Source organism: Halomonas sp. H10-59 (assembly GCF_040070555.1).
Lineage (GTDB): Bacteria > Pseudomonadota > Gammaproteobacteria > Pseudomonadales > Halomonadaceae > Halomonas > Halomonas litopenaei.
On record NZ_CP098828.1, the window covers coordinates 4682490 to 4699775 of the forward strand.

At 65.5% G+C, this 17286-nt stretch carries 15 protein-coding genes; 4 read left to right on the forward strand and 11 right to left on the reverse strand.

What is annotated here, in order from left to right:
* Positions 1 to 51: 51 nt before the first annotated feature.
* The 5 genes from NFG57_RS20385 to NFG57_RS20405 form a co-directional block, all read right to left on the reverse strand.
* A complete protein-coding gene (locus NFG57_RS20385; RefSeq protein WP_348815082.1) occupies positions 52 to 879 on the reverse strand; it encodes an amino acid ABC transporter ATP-binding protein in 828 nt (275 codons plus the stop codon).
* Between the two features lie 13 nt (positions 880 to 892).
* Complete coding sequence (locus NFG57_RS20390) at positions 893 to 1564, reverse strand: amino acid ABC transporter permease (RefSeq protein WP_108131989.1); 672 nt, start codon at positions 1562 to 1564, stop codon at positions 893 to 895.
* A 77-nt stretch (positions 1565 to 1641) separates the two neighbouring features.
* Positions 1642 to 2454, reverse strand: a complete 813-nt coding sequence (locus NFG57_RS20395) for a transporter substrate-binding domain-containing protein (protein WP_213229512.1) — start codon at positions 2452 to 2454, stop codon at positions 1642 to 1644.
* A 67-nt stretch (positions 2455 to 2521) separates the two neighbouring features.
* Positions 2522 to 3436 carry an allantoinase PuuE gene (locus tag NFG57_RS20400; RefSeq protein WP_108131988.1) on the reverse strand — a complete coding sequence of 305 codons (915 nt, stop codon included), beginning with the start codon at positions 3434 to 3436 and terminating at the stop codon, positions 2522 to 2524.
* Between the two features lie 297 nt (positions 3437 to 3733).
* Positions 3734 to 4588, reverse strand: a complete 855-nt coding sequence (locus tag NFG57_RS20405; protein WP_348815083.1) for a hypothetical protein — start codon at positions 4586 to 4588, stop codon at positions 3734 to 3736.
* A 349-nt stretch (positions 4589 to 4937) separates the two neighbouring features.
* Here NFG57_RS20405 and NFG57_RS20410 point away from each other — a divergent pair, with 349 nt between their 5' ends.
* From NFG57_RS20410 to hpaI, 3 genes are all read left to right on the forward strand, one after another.
* Positions 4938 to 6413 carry a peptide MFS transporter gene (locus tag NFG57_RS20410; RefSeq protein ID WP_045991666.1) on the forward strand — a complete coding sequence of 492 codons (1476 nt, stop codon included), beginning with the start codon at positions 4938 to 4940 and terminating at the stop codon, positions 6411 to 6413.
* A gap of 121 nt (positions 6414 to 6534) precedes the next feature.
* Positions 6535 to 7809 (forward strand): alpha/beta fold hydrolase, encoded by a 1275-nt coding sequence (locus NFG57_RS20415; protein ID WP_108131986.1) that lies wholly within the window; start codon positions 6535 to 6537, stop codon positions 7807 to 7809.
* A gap of 21 nt (positions 7810 to 7830) precedes the next feature.
* On the forward strand, positions 7831 to 8688 hold the full coding sequence (gene hpaI / locus NFG57_RS20420; protein ID WP_348815084.1) for a 4-hydroxy-2-oxoheptanedioate aldolase: 858 nt from the start codon (positions 7831 to 7833) through the stop codon (positions 8686 to 8688).
* A gap of 63 nt (positions 8689 to 8751) precedes the next feature.
* On the opposite strand, the gene NFG57_RS20425 is transcribed toward hpaI, so the two are convergent.
* From NFG57_RS20425 to NFG57_RS20440, 4 genes are all read right to left on the reverse strand, one after another.
* Positions 8752 to 9693: an MvdC/MvdD family ATP grasp protein gene (locus tag NFG57_RS20425; protein ID WP_348815085.1), complete on the reverse strand. Its 942-nt coding sequence runs from the start codon at positions 9691 to 9693 to the stop codon at positions 8752 to 8754.
* Positions 9694 to 9751: 58 nt separating this feature from the next.
* Positions 9752 to 11365, reverse strand: a complete 1614-nt coding sequence (locus NFG57_RS20430) for a M43 family zinc metalloprotease (protein WP_348815086.1) — start codon at positions 11363 to 11365, stop codon at positions 9752 to 9754.
* A 108-nt stretch (positions 11366 to 11473) separates the two neighbouring features.
* Positions 11474 to 11779 (reverse strand): hypothetical protein, encoded by a 306-nt coding sequence (locus tag NFG57_RS20435; protein ID WP_045991662.1) that lies wholly within the window; start codon positions 11777 to 11779, stop codon positions 11474 to 11476.
* A gap of 162 nt (positions 11780 to 11941) precedes the next feature.
* Positions 11942 to 13435, reverse strand: a complete 1494-nt coding sequence (locus NFG57_RS20440) for a M28 family metallopeptidase (protein WP_348815087.1) — start codon at positions 13433 to 13435, stop codon at positions 11942 to 11944.
* 576 nt (positions 13436 to 14011) lie between these two features.
* Between NFG57_RS20440 and NFG57_RS20445 the strand changes: the two genes are divergently transcribed.
* Entirely contained in the window at positions 14012 to 15232 is a 1221-nt protein-coding gene (locus NFG57_RS20445; RefSeq protein WP_348815088.1) for an MFS transporter, read from the forward strand.
* Positions 15233 to 15407: 175 nt separating this feature from the next.
* Here the strand turns inward: NFG57_RS20445 and NFG57_RS20450 are convergent, their stop codons facing one another.
* Both NFG57_RS20450 and NFG57_RS20455 read right to left on the reverse strand, forming a co-directional pair.
* Positions 15408 to 16364 carry a phosphatidate cytidylyltransferase gene (locus tag NFG57_RS20450; RefSeq protein WP_108131982.1) on the reverse strand — a complete coding sequence of 319 codons (957 nt, stop codon included), beginning with the start codon at positions 16362 to 16364 and terminating at the stop codon, positions 15408 to 15410.
* Complete coding sequence (locus NFG57_RS20455; RefSeq protein ID WP_348815089.1) at positions 16357 to 17160, reverse strand: 1-acyl-sn-glycerol-3-phosphate acyltransferase; 804 nt, start codon at positions 17158 to 17160, stop codon at positions 16357 to 16359. The genes NFG57_RS20450 and NFG57_RS20455 overlap by 8 nt, the downstream gene beginning before the upstream one ends.
* Positions 17161 to 17286: the final 126 nt, after the last annotated feature.

Genomic DNA, 17286 nt, shown 5'->3' on the forward strand with positions numbered 1-17286 from the left:
AAGGCTGGGGCGAAACAAGCGCCGAGCCAGCCGTCGAACAGGCGCCACGGTTCAGTGAGCCAGCACCGACTGGAAAAAGGCGCGGGTTCGGTCTTCCTGCGGCGCCGAGAAGATCTGTTCGGGAGCGCCTTCCTCGACGATCTGGCCGGCCTCCATGAAGATCACCCGGTCGGCGACATGGCGGGCGAAGCCCATCTCGTGGGTCACCAGCAGCATGGTCACGCCGGTGCCGGCCAGGGTCTTGATGACGTCGAGCACCTCGCCGACCATCTCCGGGTCCAGCGCCGAGGTGGGCTCATCGAACAGCAACACGCGCGGCTCATTGGCCAGCGCCCGGGCGATGCCGACCCGCTGCTGCTGACCGCCGGACAGGGCGCTTGGATACTTGTACATCTGCTCGGCGATGCCGACCTTTTCCAGCAACTCCTTGGCCCGCGCCTGGGCATCCCCCGGGCTCATGCCACGCACCCGGATCGGTCCCAGGGTCACGTTCTCCAGCACCGTCATGTTGGGAAACAGGTTGAAGCTCTGGAACACCATGCCGACGTCCTTGCGCACTTCGATCAGCTCGGGGCCGGGCTGGACCCGCACGCTGTCGACGTAGATGTCGCCGGCGCTGTAGGCCTCCAGATGATTGATGCAGCGGATCAGCGTCGACTTGCCGGAGCCCGACGGGCCGAGGATCGCCACCACCTCGCCTTCGCGTACCTTGAGGTCGATGTTCTTGAGGGCGTGGAAGTCGCCGTAGTACTTGTTGACCCCTTCGAGCGAGATGATCGCTCTGGGCGCCTCGGGCAGACCAGCCTCGAGCGGGGGAAGGGTAGTGCCCTGGGTAGTGCCCTGGGTAGTGCCCTGGGTTGTCCGGGTTTCATTGATCATGGCAGTTCTCCTGTCAGGCCCGGCCCTGGGCGAAGCGTTTCTCGAGCAGACCGACCAGGCGCACCAGTGGCAGCAGCACCGCCAGGTAGAGTAGCGCCGCGCCGATCAGCGGTGTCGGGTTGGCCGCCAGCGCCTGGGCCTGGGTGGCCTGCTTGAGCAGGTCGGGCATGGCCACCACCGAGGCCAGGGCGGTGTCCTTCATCACGTTGATGCAGTTGCTGGTCAGCGGCGGAATGATCAGCCGGATCGCCTGGGGCAGGACCACGTCGCACATCACCCGATACTGGCTAAGGCCGATCGACTGGGCGGCCTCGAACTGGCCCCGTGGCACCGCCTCGATACCGGCGCGGTAGATCTCGGCGGCGTAGGCGCTGGAGATCATGGTCAGGGCGGTACAGGCCGCGGCGAACGGTGACAGGGTGATGCCGACGAACGGCAGCGCGTAGTAGACGATGACCAGCCACACCAGCACCGGCAGTGAGCGAAAGACATCGATGTAGGCGATGGTGAGAAAACGCAGCGGCTTGGGGCCGTAGAGGCGCAACAGCGCCAGCCCCAGCCCGCCGATCAGCCCCAGCAGGATGCTCAGAAAGCCCAGCATCAGGGTCATGCCGAGCCCCTGCAGGAGCATCGGGAAGGTGCGCACCAGCACCTCCCAGTTGAAGAATGTCTGGACCAGGTCCATGGATCGTCTCCACGATCGAGGGTAATACGCTGGCCGCGGCGGTCACCGCCGCGGCCACGGGACTTGCTGGGCCAGGTTTACTGGGCGGAAGGCATATCGCGCACTTCGACGGTGCTGGTGCCGGCATCCGGAGCGGCGCCGAACCAGGTCTCGTGCAGCTCGGCAACAAAGCCTTCCTGCTTGAGTTCGCTGATCACTTCGCTGGCCTTGGCGGCAAGCTCGGCGTCCTTGGCGAACATCATCGAGTACTGCTCACCGCTGGGGATGCGGCTGACCACCTCGAGGCTGGGCTTGTCACGCACGTAGTACTGCACCGCCGGAATGTCGGAGATGTAGGCGTCCAGGCGGCCGCTGGACAGGTCCAGCATGGCCGGCTGCAGGCCTTCATAACGACGGATTTCCTTGATGCCGTACTGCTCCTGGTTCTCGCTGGTCCAGATGTCGCCGGTGGAGCCGGTATCGACGCCGACCACCTTGCCGTCCAGGTCCTCGAGCCCGCTGATGCCCTTGCTGGTGTGGGTCGCCAGGGACTGGTCGCTGTCGTAGTAGGGCTGGGCGAAGGACACCGACTCCAGACGCTCGTCGGTGATGGTGATGGAGGACACCGCCACGTCGATGCGCCCAGACTGTACCGCCGAGAACAGGCCATTGAACGGAATGTTGCTGATCTCGACCTCGTCGTAGCCCAGGCGGCTGCCGACCTCGTTGACCAGGTCGATCTCGAAGCCGACGTAGTCACCGCTGTCGTCCTGGAACTCCCAGGGCAGGTTGCCGATGTTGGCACCGACCTTGAGGGTTTCGGCCATCACGCCGCCTGCTGCCAGGCCGGCGGAAAGGGCGGTGGCCAGCACCAGGGAACGCTTGGAGAAGGTCTTGTAGGAAAGGCTCATGGGATATTTCCTCTGGTTATTGTCGTTGTTGCGGGTACAGCAGAAAACACGGGGTTCATCGGCGACGTCAGACGACGCCGGTCGCTTCACCTTCCCGGGCAAGCCAGGCCCGGGCGATCTCTTCACGGGTGGCGAACCATACGCCCTCGTGGGCCTGGGCATAGGCAATAAAGTCCTTGAGCGCGCGAATCTTGCCGGGGCGCCCGACCATGCGCGGATGCAGGCCGACAGACATCATCCTGGGGCCGCGGGCCGACTCCTCGAACAGCACGTCGAAGCCTTCCTTGAGGTTGTCGAGAAACTCGCGCCCCGAGGTAAGCCCAGGAGAAAGCCAGAATCGGAAGTCATTCATGTCGGTGGTGTAGGGCACCACCAGCTGACGACTGCCCGCCACCTCGGTGAAGTAGGGTACGTCGTCGTTGTAGGCGTCGGAGTCGTAGAGGAAGCCACCCTCTTCCACCAGCAGGCGCCGGGTACGCACGCTGGGTCCGTAGCGGCAGTACCAGCCCACAGGGCGCTTGCCGGTGGTGGCGGTGATCGACTCGATGGCGAGGCGGATGTGCTCGCGTTCCTCGTCTTCGCTGAGGCGAAAGACCTCCTCCCAGCGATAGCCGTGGCTGCAGAATTCGTGGCCATCGGCGCTGGCGACACGGGCAACGCGGGGGTTCTGCTCCAGCGCCACCGCGCAGGCAAAGAAGGTCGAACGCACGTCGGCCTCGCGCAGGATGTCGAGGATGCGCCAGATGCCGACCCGCGAGCCGTACTCGTACATCGACTCCATCGCCAGATTACGGGTACCAGCGGGAGTTACGTAACTCCCCCACTCGGTCATCGACTCCTGGTCGTCGTCGCCCATGGCGAAGGACCTTTCAGAGCCCTCCTCGTAGTTGACCACGATATTGACCGCCAGGCGGGCGCCGTTGGGCCAGGCCCCGGTGGGGGGAGTATCGGCGTAGCCGACCAGATCACGCTGCGGGAGCATCCCGTTTCTCCTGAGGTCGCCAAGCAAGCGACGACCCTGATTGTTGGTGTTGTTATCGACCGTCTGGCGGCCTTGTCAGGATTGCACGCAATTCTGCGTGCGATGTGAACAATAAAGCACAACCGTACTCGCAGCGCAAATGGCAACTAGCCAATGGTGGGGTATGGGGTATGGGGTATGGGGTTGGGGCCTGCTGAACAGGTAGTCGAACCCCGGCCAGGGACTCGACGGGAAGGAAAGCAATCGAGAGGCGGGAAGGCGCTGCCGGTGGGGGCCTGCAGCGCCTTGTTGTGGGCATTACCAGCTCGGCGCGGTCTCGGCGTCCAGTTGCTCGATGGCGCGATGAAGCTTGCCGGTGGACAGTGCGGACCCGAGCAGACGCAGGCGCCAGGTCAGGTCGATGAAGGGGCGGATGGCCTCGGGCACGACGGGGGCATCGGCCATGCTGCGCCGCTTGAGGAAGGAATTGTGCCAGTCGATGACCCAGCCCGGACCGACCCCGACCAGTTCGTTGTCGATCACCACAAAACGGCCGCTGCCTTCTTCCATCACGATATTGGCCAGCGACAGGTCAGGGTGGCTGAGCCTGGCGCCCACCGCTGCGCGGTGGCGCTCGTCCTCACGCTGCCAGCGGGCCAGAAAGCCACCGATCGCATCCAGGTGCTTCCAGCCGTCCACCCGTCTGAGCAGGTAGTCGTCAATGTAACAGAAGGCCCCGGCGTGCTCGTCGGCCAGGGCGCGATAGCGCTCGTCCGACTGCGCCATCTCGAGAAAACGACTCACCGCCTCCGCCGCCGCGGCGATAGGCGCCTTGTCTGCCCTGGAGCGTTCGAGCTGCTTGAGAGACGGGCCCTGGATCCACTCTTCGACGACCAGCTCGTCGTCGTGGGCGAGTATCGCCGGGAAGCTGAGCCCCGACGCCGGCAGTTCGCGAATGGCGTGACTCAACGCGATCTGACGCGGCGAGAAGGCGCTATAGACCTTGACCTTGCGACCGTTCATCCAGCCGGCAAACGACAGCCTGCCGGCCTTGGTCATGCCGGGAGAATGCTTGCTGCCCAGAGGCGTCAGATCGGTGATGGTCCGGTCCTGGACGGTGATGCTCCCAAGTGGCGTTTCGGCCACCTTTTTCTTGAAAAACGTTCTTATCATGTCGCCTTCTGACGTTATCCCTGCACATTCGCGCGGATAGTAGCACGCTAAACGTGCACTACCTATGCGCCGAAAGGGGCGGGCTATGCGTCGAAAGGGGCGGGGCCCGTGCCGCCCAGCCAGGCAGGCCTTCTCCCCCACGACGGGCTGTCTCCAGAGCATCACTGTGCAGCAGCAGTTCCGCTCGTTTTGCTGTGAGCCAACGTCCTCGCTCCCGCTTGTCGTTTTTCGTCGTGGCCTTTCCGATCGCGGACATGAGTTTTGCCCTGTAATTCGCAACGCTTTAGGGTTTTCATGGGCGGAAAATGTATTTTTCGTTCCGATTTTCTCGTCAAAGCAGGAGCTCCCGATGAAAACCACCGAGGCCGCCGCCCGCCAGCACGGCGACAGCGGCAAACGCCGCTTCTTCGGCCATCCCTGGCCTCTCGCCACCCTGTTCGGCATGGAGGTGTGGGAGCGCTTTTCGTTCTATGGCATGCAGGCGATCCTGTTGATCTACCTGTACTACGAGGCCAGCCGCGGGGGCCTGGCGATCGACCAGTCGGTGGCCATCGGTATCGTCGGTGCCTACGGCAGTTCGGTCTATCTGGCCACCATCCTCGGCGGCTGGTTCGCCGACCGGGTGTTCGGCGCCGAACGCACCCTGTTCTATTCGGGCATTGTGGTCATGCTCGGGCATATCGCCCTGGCCATCCTGCCCGGTGTCTACGGCGTCACCGCCGGCCTGATTCTGGTGGCGCTGGGCAGCGGCGGGGTCAAGGCCACCTGCTCGGCGCTGGTGGGGTCCCTGTACGAGCCCGGCAGCCCCCGGCGCGACGCCGGCTTCTCGATCTTCTATCTGGGTATCAATATCGGCGGCTTCGTCGGCCCGCTGCTGACAGGTCTGCTGCAGCAGAACGCCGGCTTCCACTATGGCTTCGGCATCGCCGCCGTGGGCATGGCGATCGGTCTGGCCCAGTACACGGCGGGACGCAAGGGGCTGCCCGATGATCAGAAGGCCGCGCCGGACCCCATCGCGCCAGCGACCCTCAAGCGCTACCTGGGTATCGCCCTGGTGGTGCTCGCCCTCGTGGTCGGCGCGGCCCTGGCGGGCTGGATTCGTGCCGACAATCTGTCCGGGGTGATGCTTGGCATCATCGCTGTAGCGGCGCTCTGCTACTTTGCGGTGATCCTGCGCTCCACCCACGTAAGCCCCGAGGAACGCAGCCGGGTGCTGGCGTTCATTCCGCTGTTTCTGACCAGCGCCGCCTACTGGGCGCTGTACAGCCAGTCCTACACCGTGATCACCGCCTTCTTCGATCAGCGCGTGGATCGCAGCCTGTTCGGCTGGGAGATTCCGGTGGGTTGGCTGGTATCGGTGCAGGCGCTGACCATCATCCTGTTCTCGGGGGTGTTCGCCTGGTTGTGGACGACGCTGGGCAAGCGCCAGCCGTCGTCGGCCGGCAAGTTCGTGATCGCCATGGCGATCATCGGCGCCACCTTCCTCGGCTACCTGCCGTTTCTCGGCAGCGAAGGGTCGAACATGCCGCTGGCCATGCTGGTGCTGTTGCTGCTGGGCTTCACCGCCTCGGAGCTGTGCCTGTCGCCGATCGGGCTGTCGGTGACCACCAAGCTCGCACCGCGGGCCTTCCAGACCCAGATGATGGCACTGTTCTTTCTCTCGCTGGCGCTCGGCTTCGCCGCCGGCGGCAAGCTCGGCGCCTTCTATACCGAGGACACCGAAGTCGGCTACTTTATTGCCATGGCGGCCATCGGTGGCGTCAGCGCCCTGCTGCTGGCGGCCTGCCTGCCGTTCATTCGCCGGGCCATGCGCGGCGCAGACTGAGCTACCGCCAGGGTCGGCCAGCGCTGGCAACAAGAAGCTGGCCGACCTTGTCTCTTTCGGCACCGGGCGGCCATGGCCGCCCGGATACTCTCTCGTCACTCTTTCGACACAGGATGCAGGCATGCCTTCCGACCACGCCATCCCGGGCCTTTCCATCAGCGACCATCGCCTCGAGGTGCCGCTGGACTGGTCCCACCCGGACAGCGGCGAGACCCTAAGCCTGTTCTACCGCGAGGTCTGCGCGTCAGACCGTGTCGACGAGGAACTGCCGCTGTTGCTGTTCCTGCAGGGTGGCCCAGGCGGCAAGTCGCCACGCCCCACCGCCAATGGACCGGGATGGCTGCACGAGGCGCTCAAGCACTATCGGGTGATCCTGCCCGACCAGCGTGGCACCGGACGCAGTTCGCGCATCACCGAGGCCACCATGGCCGCCTTCGACAGTGACGAGGCAGGCGGTGACTACCTGGCCTGCTTCGACGCCCACGCGGTGGTCGCGGACTTCGAGCACCTGCGCAAGACCCGCTATCAGGGCGCCACCTGGACCACGCTGGGCCAGAGCTACGGCGGCTTTCTGACCCTGACCTACCTGTCCTACGCGCCTCAGGGACTGAGCCGCTGCTATATCACCGGCGGCTTGCCGGCGCTCGACGCCGACCCCGACGAGGTCTATCGGCGCACTCACCGTCGGGTGGAGCGCAAGCTTGAGGCGTATCTGGCGCGCTTTCCCGATGATCGCGAGCGGATCGACGCCATCGCCGACCATCTGCTGGACCACGATGTCCGCCTGCCCGACGGCGACCGACTGAGCGTGCGCCGCTTCCAGAGCCTGGGACTGATGCTGGGCATGGGTGACGGCGCCGAGCAGCTCCACTGGCTGCTCGAGGAGGCCTTCACCGACGACACGCGAAGCGCCCTCAACCATCACTTTCTGGTGGAGGTGATGACGCTGACCGGCTTCGACGAGAATCCGCTGTTCGGCGCCATCCACGAGAACATCTACGCCAACCCTGAGCGCCTGTGCGACTGGGCCGCCGAGCGCCAGCAGGGGCCGCAGTTCGACGAGCGTCATCGCCCGCTCAGGCTGACCGGCGAGATGATCTACCCCTGGATGTTCGACGAGATTCGCGCCCTCAAGCCCTTCCGTGGGGCGGTACACCAGCTGGCCCGGCGACCTCTGGCCAGCCCCTTCTACGACGCCAGACAGCTCGCCGCCAACCGGGTGCCGGTGGCGGCGCTGATCTACTTCGACGACATGTACGTGGACGCCGAGCTGTCGCTGGCCACCGCCGAGGCGATCCCGCGGCTACGCTACTGGATCACCAACGAGTACGAGCACGACGGGCTGCGCCAGGACCCCGGGGTGTTCCGTCGGCTCAAGGCGATGCTGGACGATTGACACTCATCAAGGACGCTGCCCATGACCCCTTCCCACTGCGCGGGTGTCCCCGCCGGCAATCCCTTCAAGACCGCCATGGCCAGTGGCCAGGCCAGAATCGGCCTGTGGCTGTCGCTGGGCGACCCCTACTGCGCAGAGATGTGCGCCAGCGCCGGCTTCGACTGGCTGCTGATCGACGGCGAGCACGGCCCCAATGATGTGCGCTCCATGCTCGCCCAGCTGCAGGCGGTCGCCGCCTACGACAGCCACCCGGTGGTTCGGGTGGTGAACGGCGAGACGGCGCGGATCAAGCAACTGCTGGACATCGGCGCCCAGACCCTGCTGGTGCCGATGATCGACACCCCGGAGCAGGCCCGCGCCATGGTCGCCGCCACCCGCTACCCACCGGACGGGGTGCGAGGTGAAGCCTCCGCCATCGTCCGGGCGTCACGCTGGAATGCACGGCCTGACTATGTGCATCGGGCCAACGACGAGATCTGCCTACTGGTCCAAGCGGAGAGCGTGACCGCGCTGGATAACCTCGAAGCGATCTGCGCGGTGGACGGCGTCGACGGGGTCTTTGTCGGACCCGCCGACCTGGCCGCTTCCATGGGCCACCTCGGTGACGCGGGCCATCCCGAGGTCCAGGCCGCCATCAACGAGGCCATCGCCCGCATCGTTGCCAGCGGCAAGGCCGCCGGCGTGCTCACCGGTGACCCGGAGCTTGCCAGACACTATCTCTCCCTTGGCGCTAGCTTCGTGGCGGTGGGGCTCGACGTCAGCCTGATGATGCAGGCGGTGCGCCAGCGTGCATCGGAGTTTGCGCTTGGCCCGCAGGCGGCCGACTCGCAGGAAGACTCATCCACCAGCCCTGGCCACGGGTCCCAGGGACCCTACTGACCTAATACCGTCCGGGGCCCTGATCACACCGACCGGGGGCCCTGCTGCCACCGGCCGGGGACGTCACCACTCGCCGCCGCCGCGCTCCAGGGCGGCGGCGATGGCCTGGGGAATCGGTTGGCCGCTGCGCTCGCTGGCGAACAGGTACTCGCCGGCCGGATTGACCTCGAAGAATACATGACGCCCCTCGGGTGTGACCCTTAGATCGATGGCGCCGTAGGCCAGTCCAAGCTCTCTCATCAGCGCGCGCAGTCCGGTCTCCACCTCATCCGGCAGGGTATAGGGGAAGACCTCGGCGCTGCCCACGCCACTGCGGTAGTCGACCTCGTACTGCGGCTCGCTCCTGAAGGCGGTCGCGAACATCTCGCCGGCCACCGCGGTGACGCGCAGATCCAGCGCCAGCGGGATGTACTCCTGAAAGATCACCGGCGCCAGACGAACCGCCTCGAGCCTGGCCATCTCGTCCTGGCCGACCTTGAGGGTCTCTCGCGGCGCCTCGACGATATTGCGAAAGGCCTTGCGCACCACTCCACCGTCGCCGTGGCGAGCGATAAACTCGGCAGCGGCGTCCGGGCGATTGGTGATCAGGGTATCGGGGATCTCGAGCCCCAGCCGGTGGGCCAGACGATGCTGGGTCAGCTTGCGCTGGGCGCGTTCGTCTGCCAGCGGATGGTTCATCCAGAAGCTATCCAGGGCATACCACAGACCAAGCACCGCCTCCTGGGTCTCGGACCAGGCAAACAGCCGTTCGGTGCCGCCGCCCAGGGCGGGGTCCAGGTCAAAGGAACGGATGCGCCGGTTCCATACCGAGCGCACCTCGTCCAGGGCCAGCCGGCGCCCGTCGCCAAGTTCCAGCCACAGGCTGTCACCGCTGGCACCTGCGTAGGCCAGGATTCCCAGACGCCGGGGGAAGTCGGCGACGTCGATCACCTCCACCGGCGAGTGAAGATGGGGCAGTACCCGCTCGACATGGGCATTGTCGGCAAACGACAGGATCAGGATCATGCTCGGCTCCCTCGAAAAAGGCGGGCACCGACAGGGTGCCCGCGGGTCCTGTCATCGCTCACCGTCCACCAAGCTGCACGTAGGCCGCCCATGCCTGCTGCCAGGCCAGCATCCCCTGCTGATCGAGCATGCCCTGCTGGTAGAGCTGGGCGTACTGCGCCAGCAGTTGAGCGTACTCGCCAAGGAGCGCCTGGCTCTGATCCTGCTCGCCTCCGCCGTCCGCCACCGGCGGCTTGAGCGAGGCGCCCGACGGCGCCTGACCGGTGGCCAGCACAAAGGGCTGCAGCGGCTGGGCTGGTTGCATCGGTTGCATGGGCTGGTTGCCCCAGCCCCCCGGTAGCGGATTCTCGAAGGCCTGCTTGCCGCCCACGGGGCCTTCCACCAGTTGCTTGGTCGGCACTTCGAAGATCTGCTTGGGAGGCGGGTCAAGCGGCTTCCATTTGCCCGGCTCCAGGCCTGGATCCTTGCCAAAGTCCTTGGGGTTGTCCTTGGGCAACTCCTTGCCGCCGTCCTTGATGCCGTCCTTGATGCCGTCCTTGATGCCGTCCTTGATGCCGTCCTTGATGCCGTCTTTGCCGCCATCCTTGATCAGGTCCTTCGGTCCCTCCTTGACGCTCTCCTTGACCGGCTCCTTGACGAACTCCTTGGGGTTATCCTTGGGCCGCTCTTTTGGCGGATCCTTGATCGGTTCCTTGGTGAACTCCTTGGGGGTGTCCTTCGGCAGTGCCTTGGGGTGCAACGGCGTGCACGACACCATCTCGCCGATGGCGCTGCGGGGGCCATCCAGGCAGGCCTGCATCCGTGCCACCTGGCCCTCGGTGAACATCACCATGGTGTCGTCGTCGACGTAGTCCATGTAGTTCATGAACATGTCGCCATCGGGGCCGTTGTCGCAGGACACCTTGGGAAAGGTCGGCTTGCCCAGGTTGGCGCCGCCCTGGTTGGGGGTGTCGTCGACGAAGTCCGAGCCAGAGCAGCCGGTGCCGTCGTCTCCCCAGATATGAAAGAGATTGAGCCAGTGGCCTATCTCGTGGGTAGTGGTGCGCCCCAGGTCGAACGGCGCCCGGGCGGTGCCCATGTTGCCGAAGCCGGTGTAGGTCACCACCACGCCGTCGGTGGCGGCGGGTCCGCCGGGGAACTGGGCGTAGCCGAGCAGGCCACCGGAAAGCGGGCAGACCCAGATATTGAGGTATTCGTCTGCGGGCCAGGCATCCTTGCCGCCGCTGGCGTCGGCCTTGACCTTGTCGTCATCGACAAAACCGCTGACGTCGGTGCGGGTGCGGGTGATGCCATCGGTGGGGTTGCCGTCGGGATCGCTGGTGGCCAGCGCAAACAATAGCCTGGCATCGGCGGCCACCGGCGCGAAGGGCGCAGGTACCGTCGAGACGTCGGCATTGGCCTTGCGAAAGTCCTCATTGAGGATCTCGATCTGGCTGTCGATCTGCTCCCGCGAGATATTCTGCTCGTCGGTGTTGTAGACCACGTGGACGACCACCGGGATGCGGGTGCACCCCGGACGCTGGACGATGGTGCCACGCATGGCGCGAAAGGCGTGTTCCTCGATGCGCGATCGCCGCCTGGCATAACCGGGGTCCTGGTCCAGCAGTCGCCGGTGAACCGCCATGGTGCCACAACAGCGACACCGTTCCGGATGGGTGGTGTTATCGGACATGCAAGCCTCCCCGCCGGCCAGCCGGTCGGCGTCGTGAGTACAGGTTCAATGGCCAGCAACTGGCCTCAAGTGGCCCCACAACGCACGGTATTGGCGGCGTTGGTGGCCTCAATGACGGGTAATGATCAGAAGATCGTCCTCCAGCGCATCGATATCGTAGTCACCGTCCCAACCGGGCAGTGTCAGGTGCAGTTGATCGCCATCACGCCGCCACTGACCACGGGCATCGCAGGCAAGGCGGTCGGCGGCGTCTCCGGTGTGGAGCTCGACGGCGCCGTCCTGGTGCAGACACAGGCGCCTTCGCGGCATCCGCGAGGGGGTGACAGCCGGCGAATCCGGGTGCCGCAGCACCGTGCAGTCGCCGATGCCTTCCTCGCGCATCTCGATCCAGTCTCCGCACAGGTCCTTTGGCATCACATCCTCCTGATCGGTCTTGTCTTGCTTTACCTGATCTTGTCTTGCCTGTTCTCGTCTCGCCGGGGCGTCACTCGATCACTGGCTGGGTGAGTGGCTGGGTGAGTGGCTGGGTGAGTGGCTGGCTGAGTGGCTGGGTGAGCGGCCTTGCCACTGGCTCGTTCAACGGCCTGTCGACCGAGACCGTCGCTCCCATCCCCTGCGCGAGCGCAGCAACTCCAACCGCTGCCAGGCCTGACGCCAGCCGGCGTCCAGCTGCGCCGACCAGACGCCTTGGCCCTGCCAGCGACGATACTGGGCCAGCAGTGCTTCATGGTGGGCCTCGAGCTGGCGCCAGGGGTCGCCCAGGTGGTGGCGCTCGTCGCCACGACAGTGGCATTCCGGCAGGGGTGGGGCGTCGACCGCGTGCAGGCCGGCGCTGGTGGCCACAAACCCCAGGTTCATTGCCACGATCTTCATGGCGTAGGACGGATCCACCGTGGCCAGGACATCGTTCGGTCCGTGGATGGCGTCATTGGCGCCGTCGGCCCCTTCGATGGTCAGCACGGCGGGGATGCCGGCGTCGATAAAGGGCACATGATCACTGGCAAAGGGGTTGAGCGAGACCTGCAGTTCGAGATCGGTGAAGCGGCCTCCCGCCGCACTCAGGCCATCGATCATGTCCTGGCTGAGGGGCGCGCCTTCCAGCAGTACCGCCGCAGGTGTGGCGTTGATCGAGCCGATCATGTCCATATTGAGCACCCCGGCGATGCGCCCCCGCTCAGCAGCGGAGAGTCCCGCCACGAACTGGCGGCTACCGTGCAGCCCCTGCTCCTCGCCGCCGAACAGCACAAAGCTCAGGTCATCATCGAAACGCTGCCCGGCCAGCACCTCGGCCATCAGCATCAGCGCCGCCGAGCCACTGGCGTTGTCGTCGGCGCCCGGCGCCGGTGCGGACGGACCGCCCTGATGGTTGACGCTGTCCAGGTGAGCGACCACCAGCCAGTGACGGGGGCTGGCGGCCTGCCCCGGCAGCCGCGCCAGCAGGTTGATGCTGCTTGCGCCGCCGGGCAGCGATACCTGCTGGCGATCCACGGCCAGCCCCGCCGTGGTCAGCTGAGACTCGGCCCAGTCCACCGCCTGGGCGTACTCGGCGCTCGATGATAGGCGCGTCGGATAGGACACCAGCTGACTCAGCAGGGTGACGTAGCGGGCCAGGGAGGCCGACGCGACGACAGCATCGACGGCCCGGGGTCCTGTAGCGTCGCGACGAGGCGCAACCTGGCGAAACAGACGGGTCGATTCGCTTAAAGGGAACAGGCGGAAGCAGGGCGCTTCACTTTGCTCAAGGGGCTTGTTGATCCTGTTGGCCTCGGACCTGGGCAGGTCCACCACCAGATAGCGCCCCGCATCCAGCAGCACCGGGACCTCGGGATGGGCCTGCTGGAACAGCCGGCCCTTCTGGCAGACACCGTGCAGCCTTCCCTGGCCCAGGTCCTGGACCATCGCGTCATCGGCGTCATGCAGGCTGGTGGCCTCGCGGACGGCCCGCCAGCGGGCGTTGGCGGCGACCAGCAGCCGTTTGCGTCCAGCCTCCACCAGCCAGCCACCGGCTTTCTCGACGCGCTCGGTCAGCGTCGCGTCGCCGCTCCTTGCCTGATGCAGTTCGACCTTCATGTCGACTCCCTGCCGTCAGCGCGTGCACCGAACCATCGGTTTCGGCGTCGCCACGACGACCGCCGCTGAACCGAGGAATGGGGCTCAACGGACTTAGTCGGGTGGTACTGAACTACTAAGGTAGTTCGTTCCTCACTCGCCGCCATCACTCGTCTCGACACTAGAACCTCGACATCGGCACGATCACTTGCCGGTGAACACATGCCAGGCTATTGATTTTCAATCAAATGTTAAGCGCAGTGGAGAATTTTGAAGAGATCAGCCTGCTGGTCGTGTCAAAAAAAGAGCACAGAAAAACAGTACACTGCGAATAGGTGAAACTTCTTCAACAGAAATGCGCTAAAGCTGAGCGCTTTTTCACAGTGGTAAAATTAACAACACGATAGCTCGCCGTGGCGCTGGAGAGCTCCCCGGCTCGACGACACATAACCGTCACTTACCCGCATTTTAGCCCTACCTAATCGACAAGATTGACGTTTTCGGCGCTAGAACCCACCTTTCGGATGCCTTATACTTTTGTCGTAAATTTACGATCTCGACACCCGTCGGGATCGTTTTCGTTTTCCAGGAGGCCCGATGGCAATCTCCATCACCCATCTCAGAGCTCGTCATCCTCGCCTGGCGGAGCTCGCCCTGGCCCTCGGTGGCTTTGGCATCGGTACCAGCGAGTTCGTGATCATGGGCTTGATGGAGCGTGTCGCCCAGGACCTGTCGGTCAGCGCCGCCGACGTCGGCTACGCCATCTCCGCCTATGCCCTGGGGGTAGTGGTCGGTGCGCCGCTGATCTCGGCGCTGGCCGCGCGGGTGCCCCGGCGCACCCTGCTGATCTGCCTGATGCTGGTGTTCGCCGTGGGCAACATCGCCAGCGCCCTGGCGACCAGCTTCTGGCCCTTTGTCGGTCTGCGTTTTCTTGCCGGCCTGCCCCACGGCGCCTACTTCGGCGTGGCTGCCCTGGTGGCCGCAGCAGCGGTACCGGTGGAAGAACGCGCCCGAGCCATCAGCCGGGTCATGCTGGGGCTGACCAGCGCCATCGTGATCGGCGCGCCGCTGGCCACCTGGGCCGGCCAGTGGTTCGGCTGGCAGTTCGCCTTCTTCGCGGTGGGCGTCGTGGCCTTTGTCACCATGGGCCTGATCAAGCTGTTCGTGCCGCGTCAGCCGCATGACGTCAAGGCCAGCCCCAAGCGCGAACTGACCGCCCTGGTCAAACAGCGGGTGCTCTACACCCTGGGCGTGGCCAGCATCGGCTTTGGCGGCATGTTCTCGGTGTTCAGCTATGTGGTACCGACCCTGCGCGCCCAGGCCGATATGCCCGAGATGGTCGGCCCCTGGGTGCTGGCGATCTTCGGCATCGGCGGCATCATCGGCAATCTGGTGGGCGCCCGGGCAGCGGACAAGAATCTGATGAAGGCGGTGCCGCGCATCCTGCTGTGGTGCCTGGTGGTCCAGGGCGCCTTCTACTTTGCCGCCGACAACCTTTACACCGGCATCCTGTTCGTCGGCCTGGTCGGCACCAGCATGGCGCTGGGTCCGGCGCTGCAGACACGCCTGATGGACGTGGCCGGCGACGCCCAGACCATGGCCGCCTCGATGAATCACGCCGCCTTCAACTGCGCCAATGCGCTGGGCGCCTATCTGGCCGGGGTGACCATCAAGGCCGGTGCGCCCTGGTCCTCCAGTGGCCTGGTCGGCGCCGGGCTCGCCCTTGGCGGCATGGTGGTGTTCTATATCGGCCTACGCGCCGAGAAGCGCAGCGACAGGCGCCGCGCCGCGGCCACCGACTGCGCCAGCGAGAGCTGATCGTTCGCCCCGGACTCAGGCGCCGCCTTCGTTGAGCGGAAAGCGCAATGTCAGGCGCCGCCTTCGCCAAGCGAGAACCGCAATGACAGGCGCCGCGCCCTTACCCAGGCGGTCCAACCGCCCATGGCGACGAACCCCACCAGCCCATGCATTGCGCTGTGACGCCACCAGGGCCTCATGCCACCGACCAGAAGTAGCGCACCACGTGGAAGAAGATCGGTGCCGAGAAGATCACCGAATCCAGACGATCGATAAAGCCGCCATGTCCCTCGATCAGGTGACCCCAGTCCTTGATCCCGCGATCGCGCTTGATCGCCGACATCACCAGCCCTCCGACGAAGCCGAGCAGCGCGATCATCAGCGCCAGCAGCGCCGCCTGGCCCATGGAAAAGGGGGTCATCCAGGCCAATCCGGCCCCGACCAGGGTGGCACTGGCCACCCCGCCGAGGAAGCCTTCCAGGGTCTTGGAGGGCGATAGCCTGGGGGCGATACGCCGGCGCCCGAGCAGCTTACCCCAGACGTACTGCAGGACATCGCTGAGCTGCACCACCACGATCAGAAAGGCGATCAGCAGCACGTTGCGCCCCTCGTAGCCGGGGATGTCCAGGCTCAACAGCGCAGGCACGTGAGAAACGCAGAAGACGCACACCATCAGCGCCCACTGGACCTCGCTGACCCGCTCGAGAAAGCCCTGACTATCCCCTCTCAGGGCCGCCACCACCGGCAACAGCAGGAACGCGTAGACCGGAATGAAGATCGAGTACATGCCGTAGTACTGGTGCCAGATGAACAGGTACTGCACCGGCAGCACCACGAAGAACACCAGCGCCAGGGCCCAGTGATCGGCCCGTCGTGACGGCACCAGGCCGATGAACTCGCGCAACGCGGAAAACGAGGCGAAGGCAAACAGCAGCACCACCCCGGTCCTGCCGCCGAGCAGGGCGATACCCATCAACAGCGTCATGATCCACCAGGAGCGGATGCGCTGGTTGAGGTTCTCGATCACTTCGTTTTCGCCCTCGGGCGAATAGCGGCGGGCCAGTACGAAGCCAACGCTACTGGCCACCAGCAAGATCCCGACGATGGCGGCGAGCAGGGTGCCGAGACCGGCGGGAATCACGATATCAGTCATTCGGCGCCCCCTCCCTGGGGCCAGATGCCTCGGTGGCGGAGCCTGGGGTGCTGGTGTCTGGGGTGCTGGTAGCTGGGGTGGTAGAGCCAGGGGTGGTAGAACCTGGATGAGCGGTGTCGGGTGGCGCGGTGTCGGGAGACACGGGGTCGCTGGGAACGCTGGCCCCGGCCGGCGCCAGCGCCTGCAGCGCTCGCTTCGCCCGGGCGAGAAAATCGGCCTTGTCCTCGCCCTCTATCCGAGCCAGCGGCTCGCCGTAGTTGAGCGTGCATAGCAGCGGCAGCGGTACCACCTCGCCCTTGGGCAGCACCCGATTGAGGTTATCGATCCATACCGGCACCAGTTCTACCTCGGGATAGTCGCAGGCCAGGTGGTAGAGCCCCGGCTTGAACGGCAAAAGGCCCTTGTCATCGGTATTGCGGGTGCCCTCGGGAAACAGAATCAGCGAGTCGCCGCCGTCGAGCGCCTCACGCAGCACTGCCAGGGGGTCAGGTTGGCCGGGCTTGCGCTGGCGGTCGACCAGCACCCCCTTGAAGACGTCGTGGATCAGAAAGCGCCGCAGCCGTGACGCCAGCCAGTAGTCGGCGCCCGCCACGGGGCGGGTGCGCGCCCGCAGGCGCGGCGGCAGGGTGGTCCAGATCAGCACGAAGTCGCCATGACTCGAGTGATTGGCAAAGTACAGCCGCTGACGTGCCACCGGCGCGACCCCCGACCAGATCGGCCTGGGCGCCGTCACCAGCCGTGCCACCAGCCGGATCAGCACCCCCGTCAACGCCGCCCGCCAGGCTGTTCCTTTCATGTCTTATGCTCCCTTGCCCATGCTCGGACGTTGTTCCGCCCCGGCTGAATGACGCTCCCCGGATCCACCGCCGCCATCGGCTTGCCTTTTTCCGATCTCGCCGCCCGTCCAGGCGGTCCCGTTTCC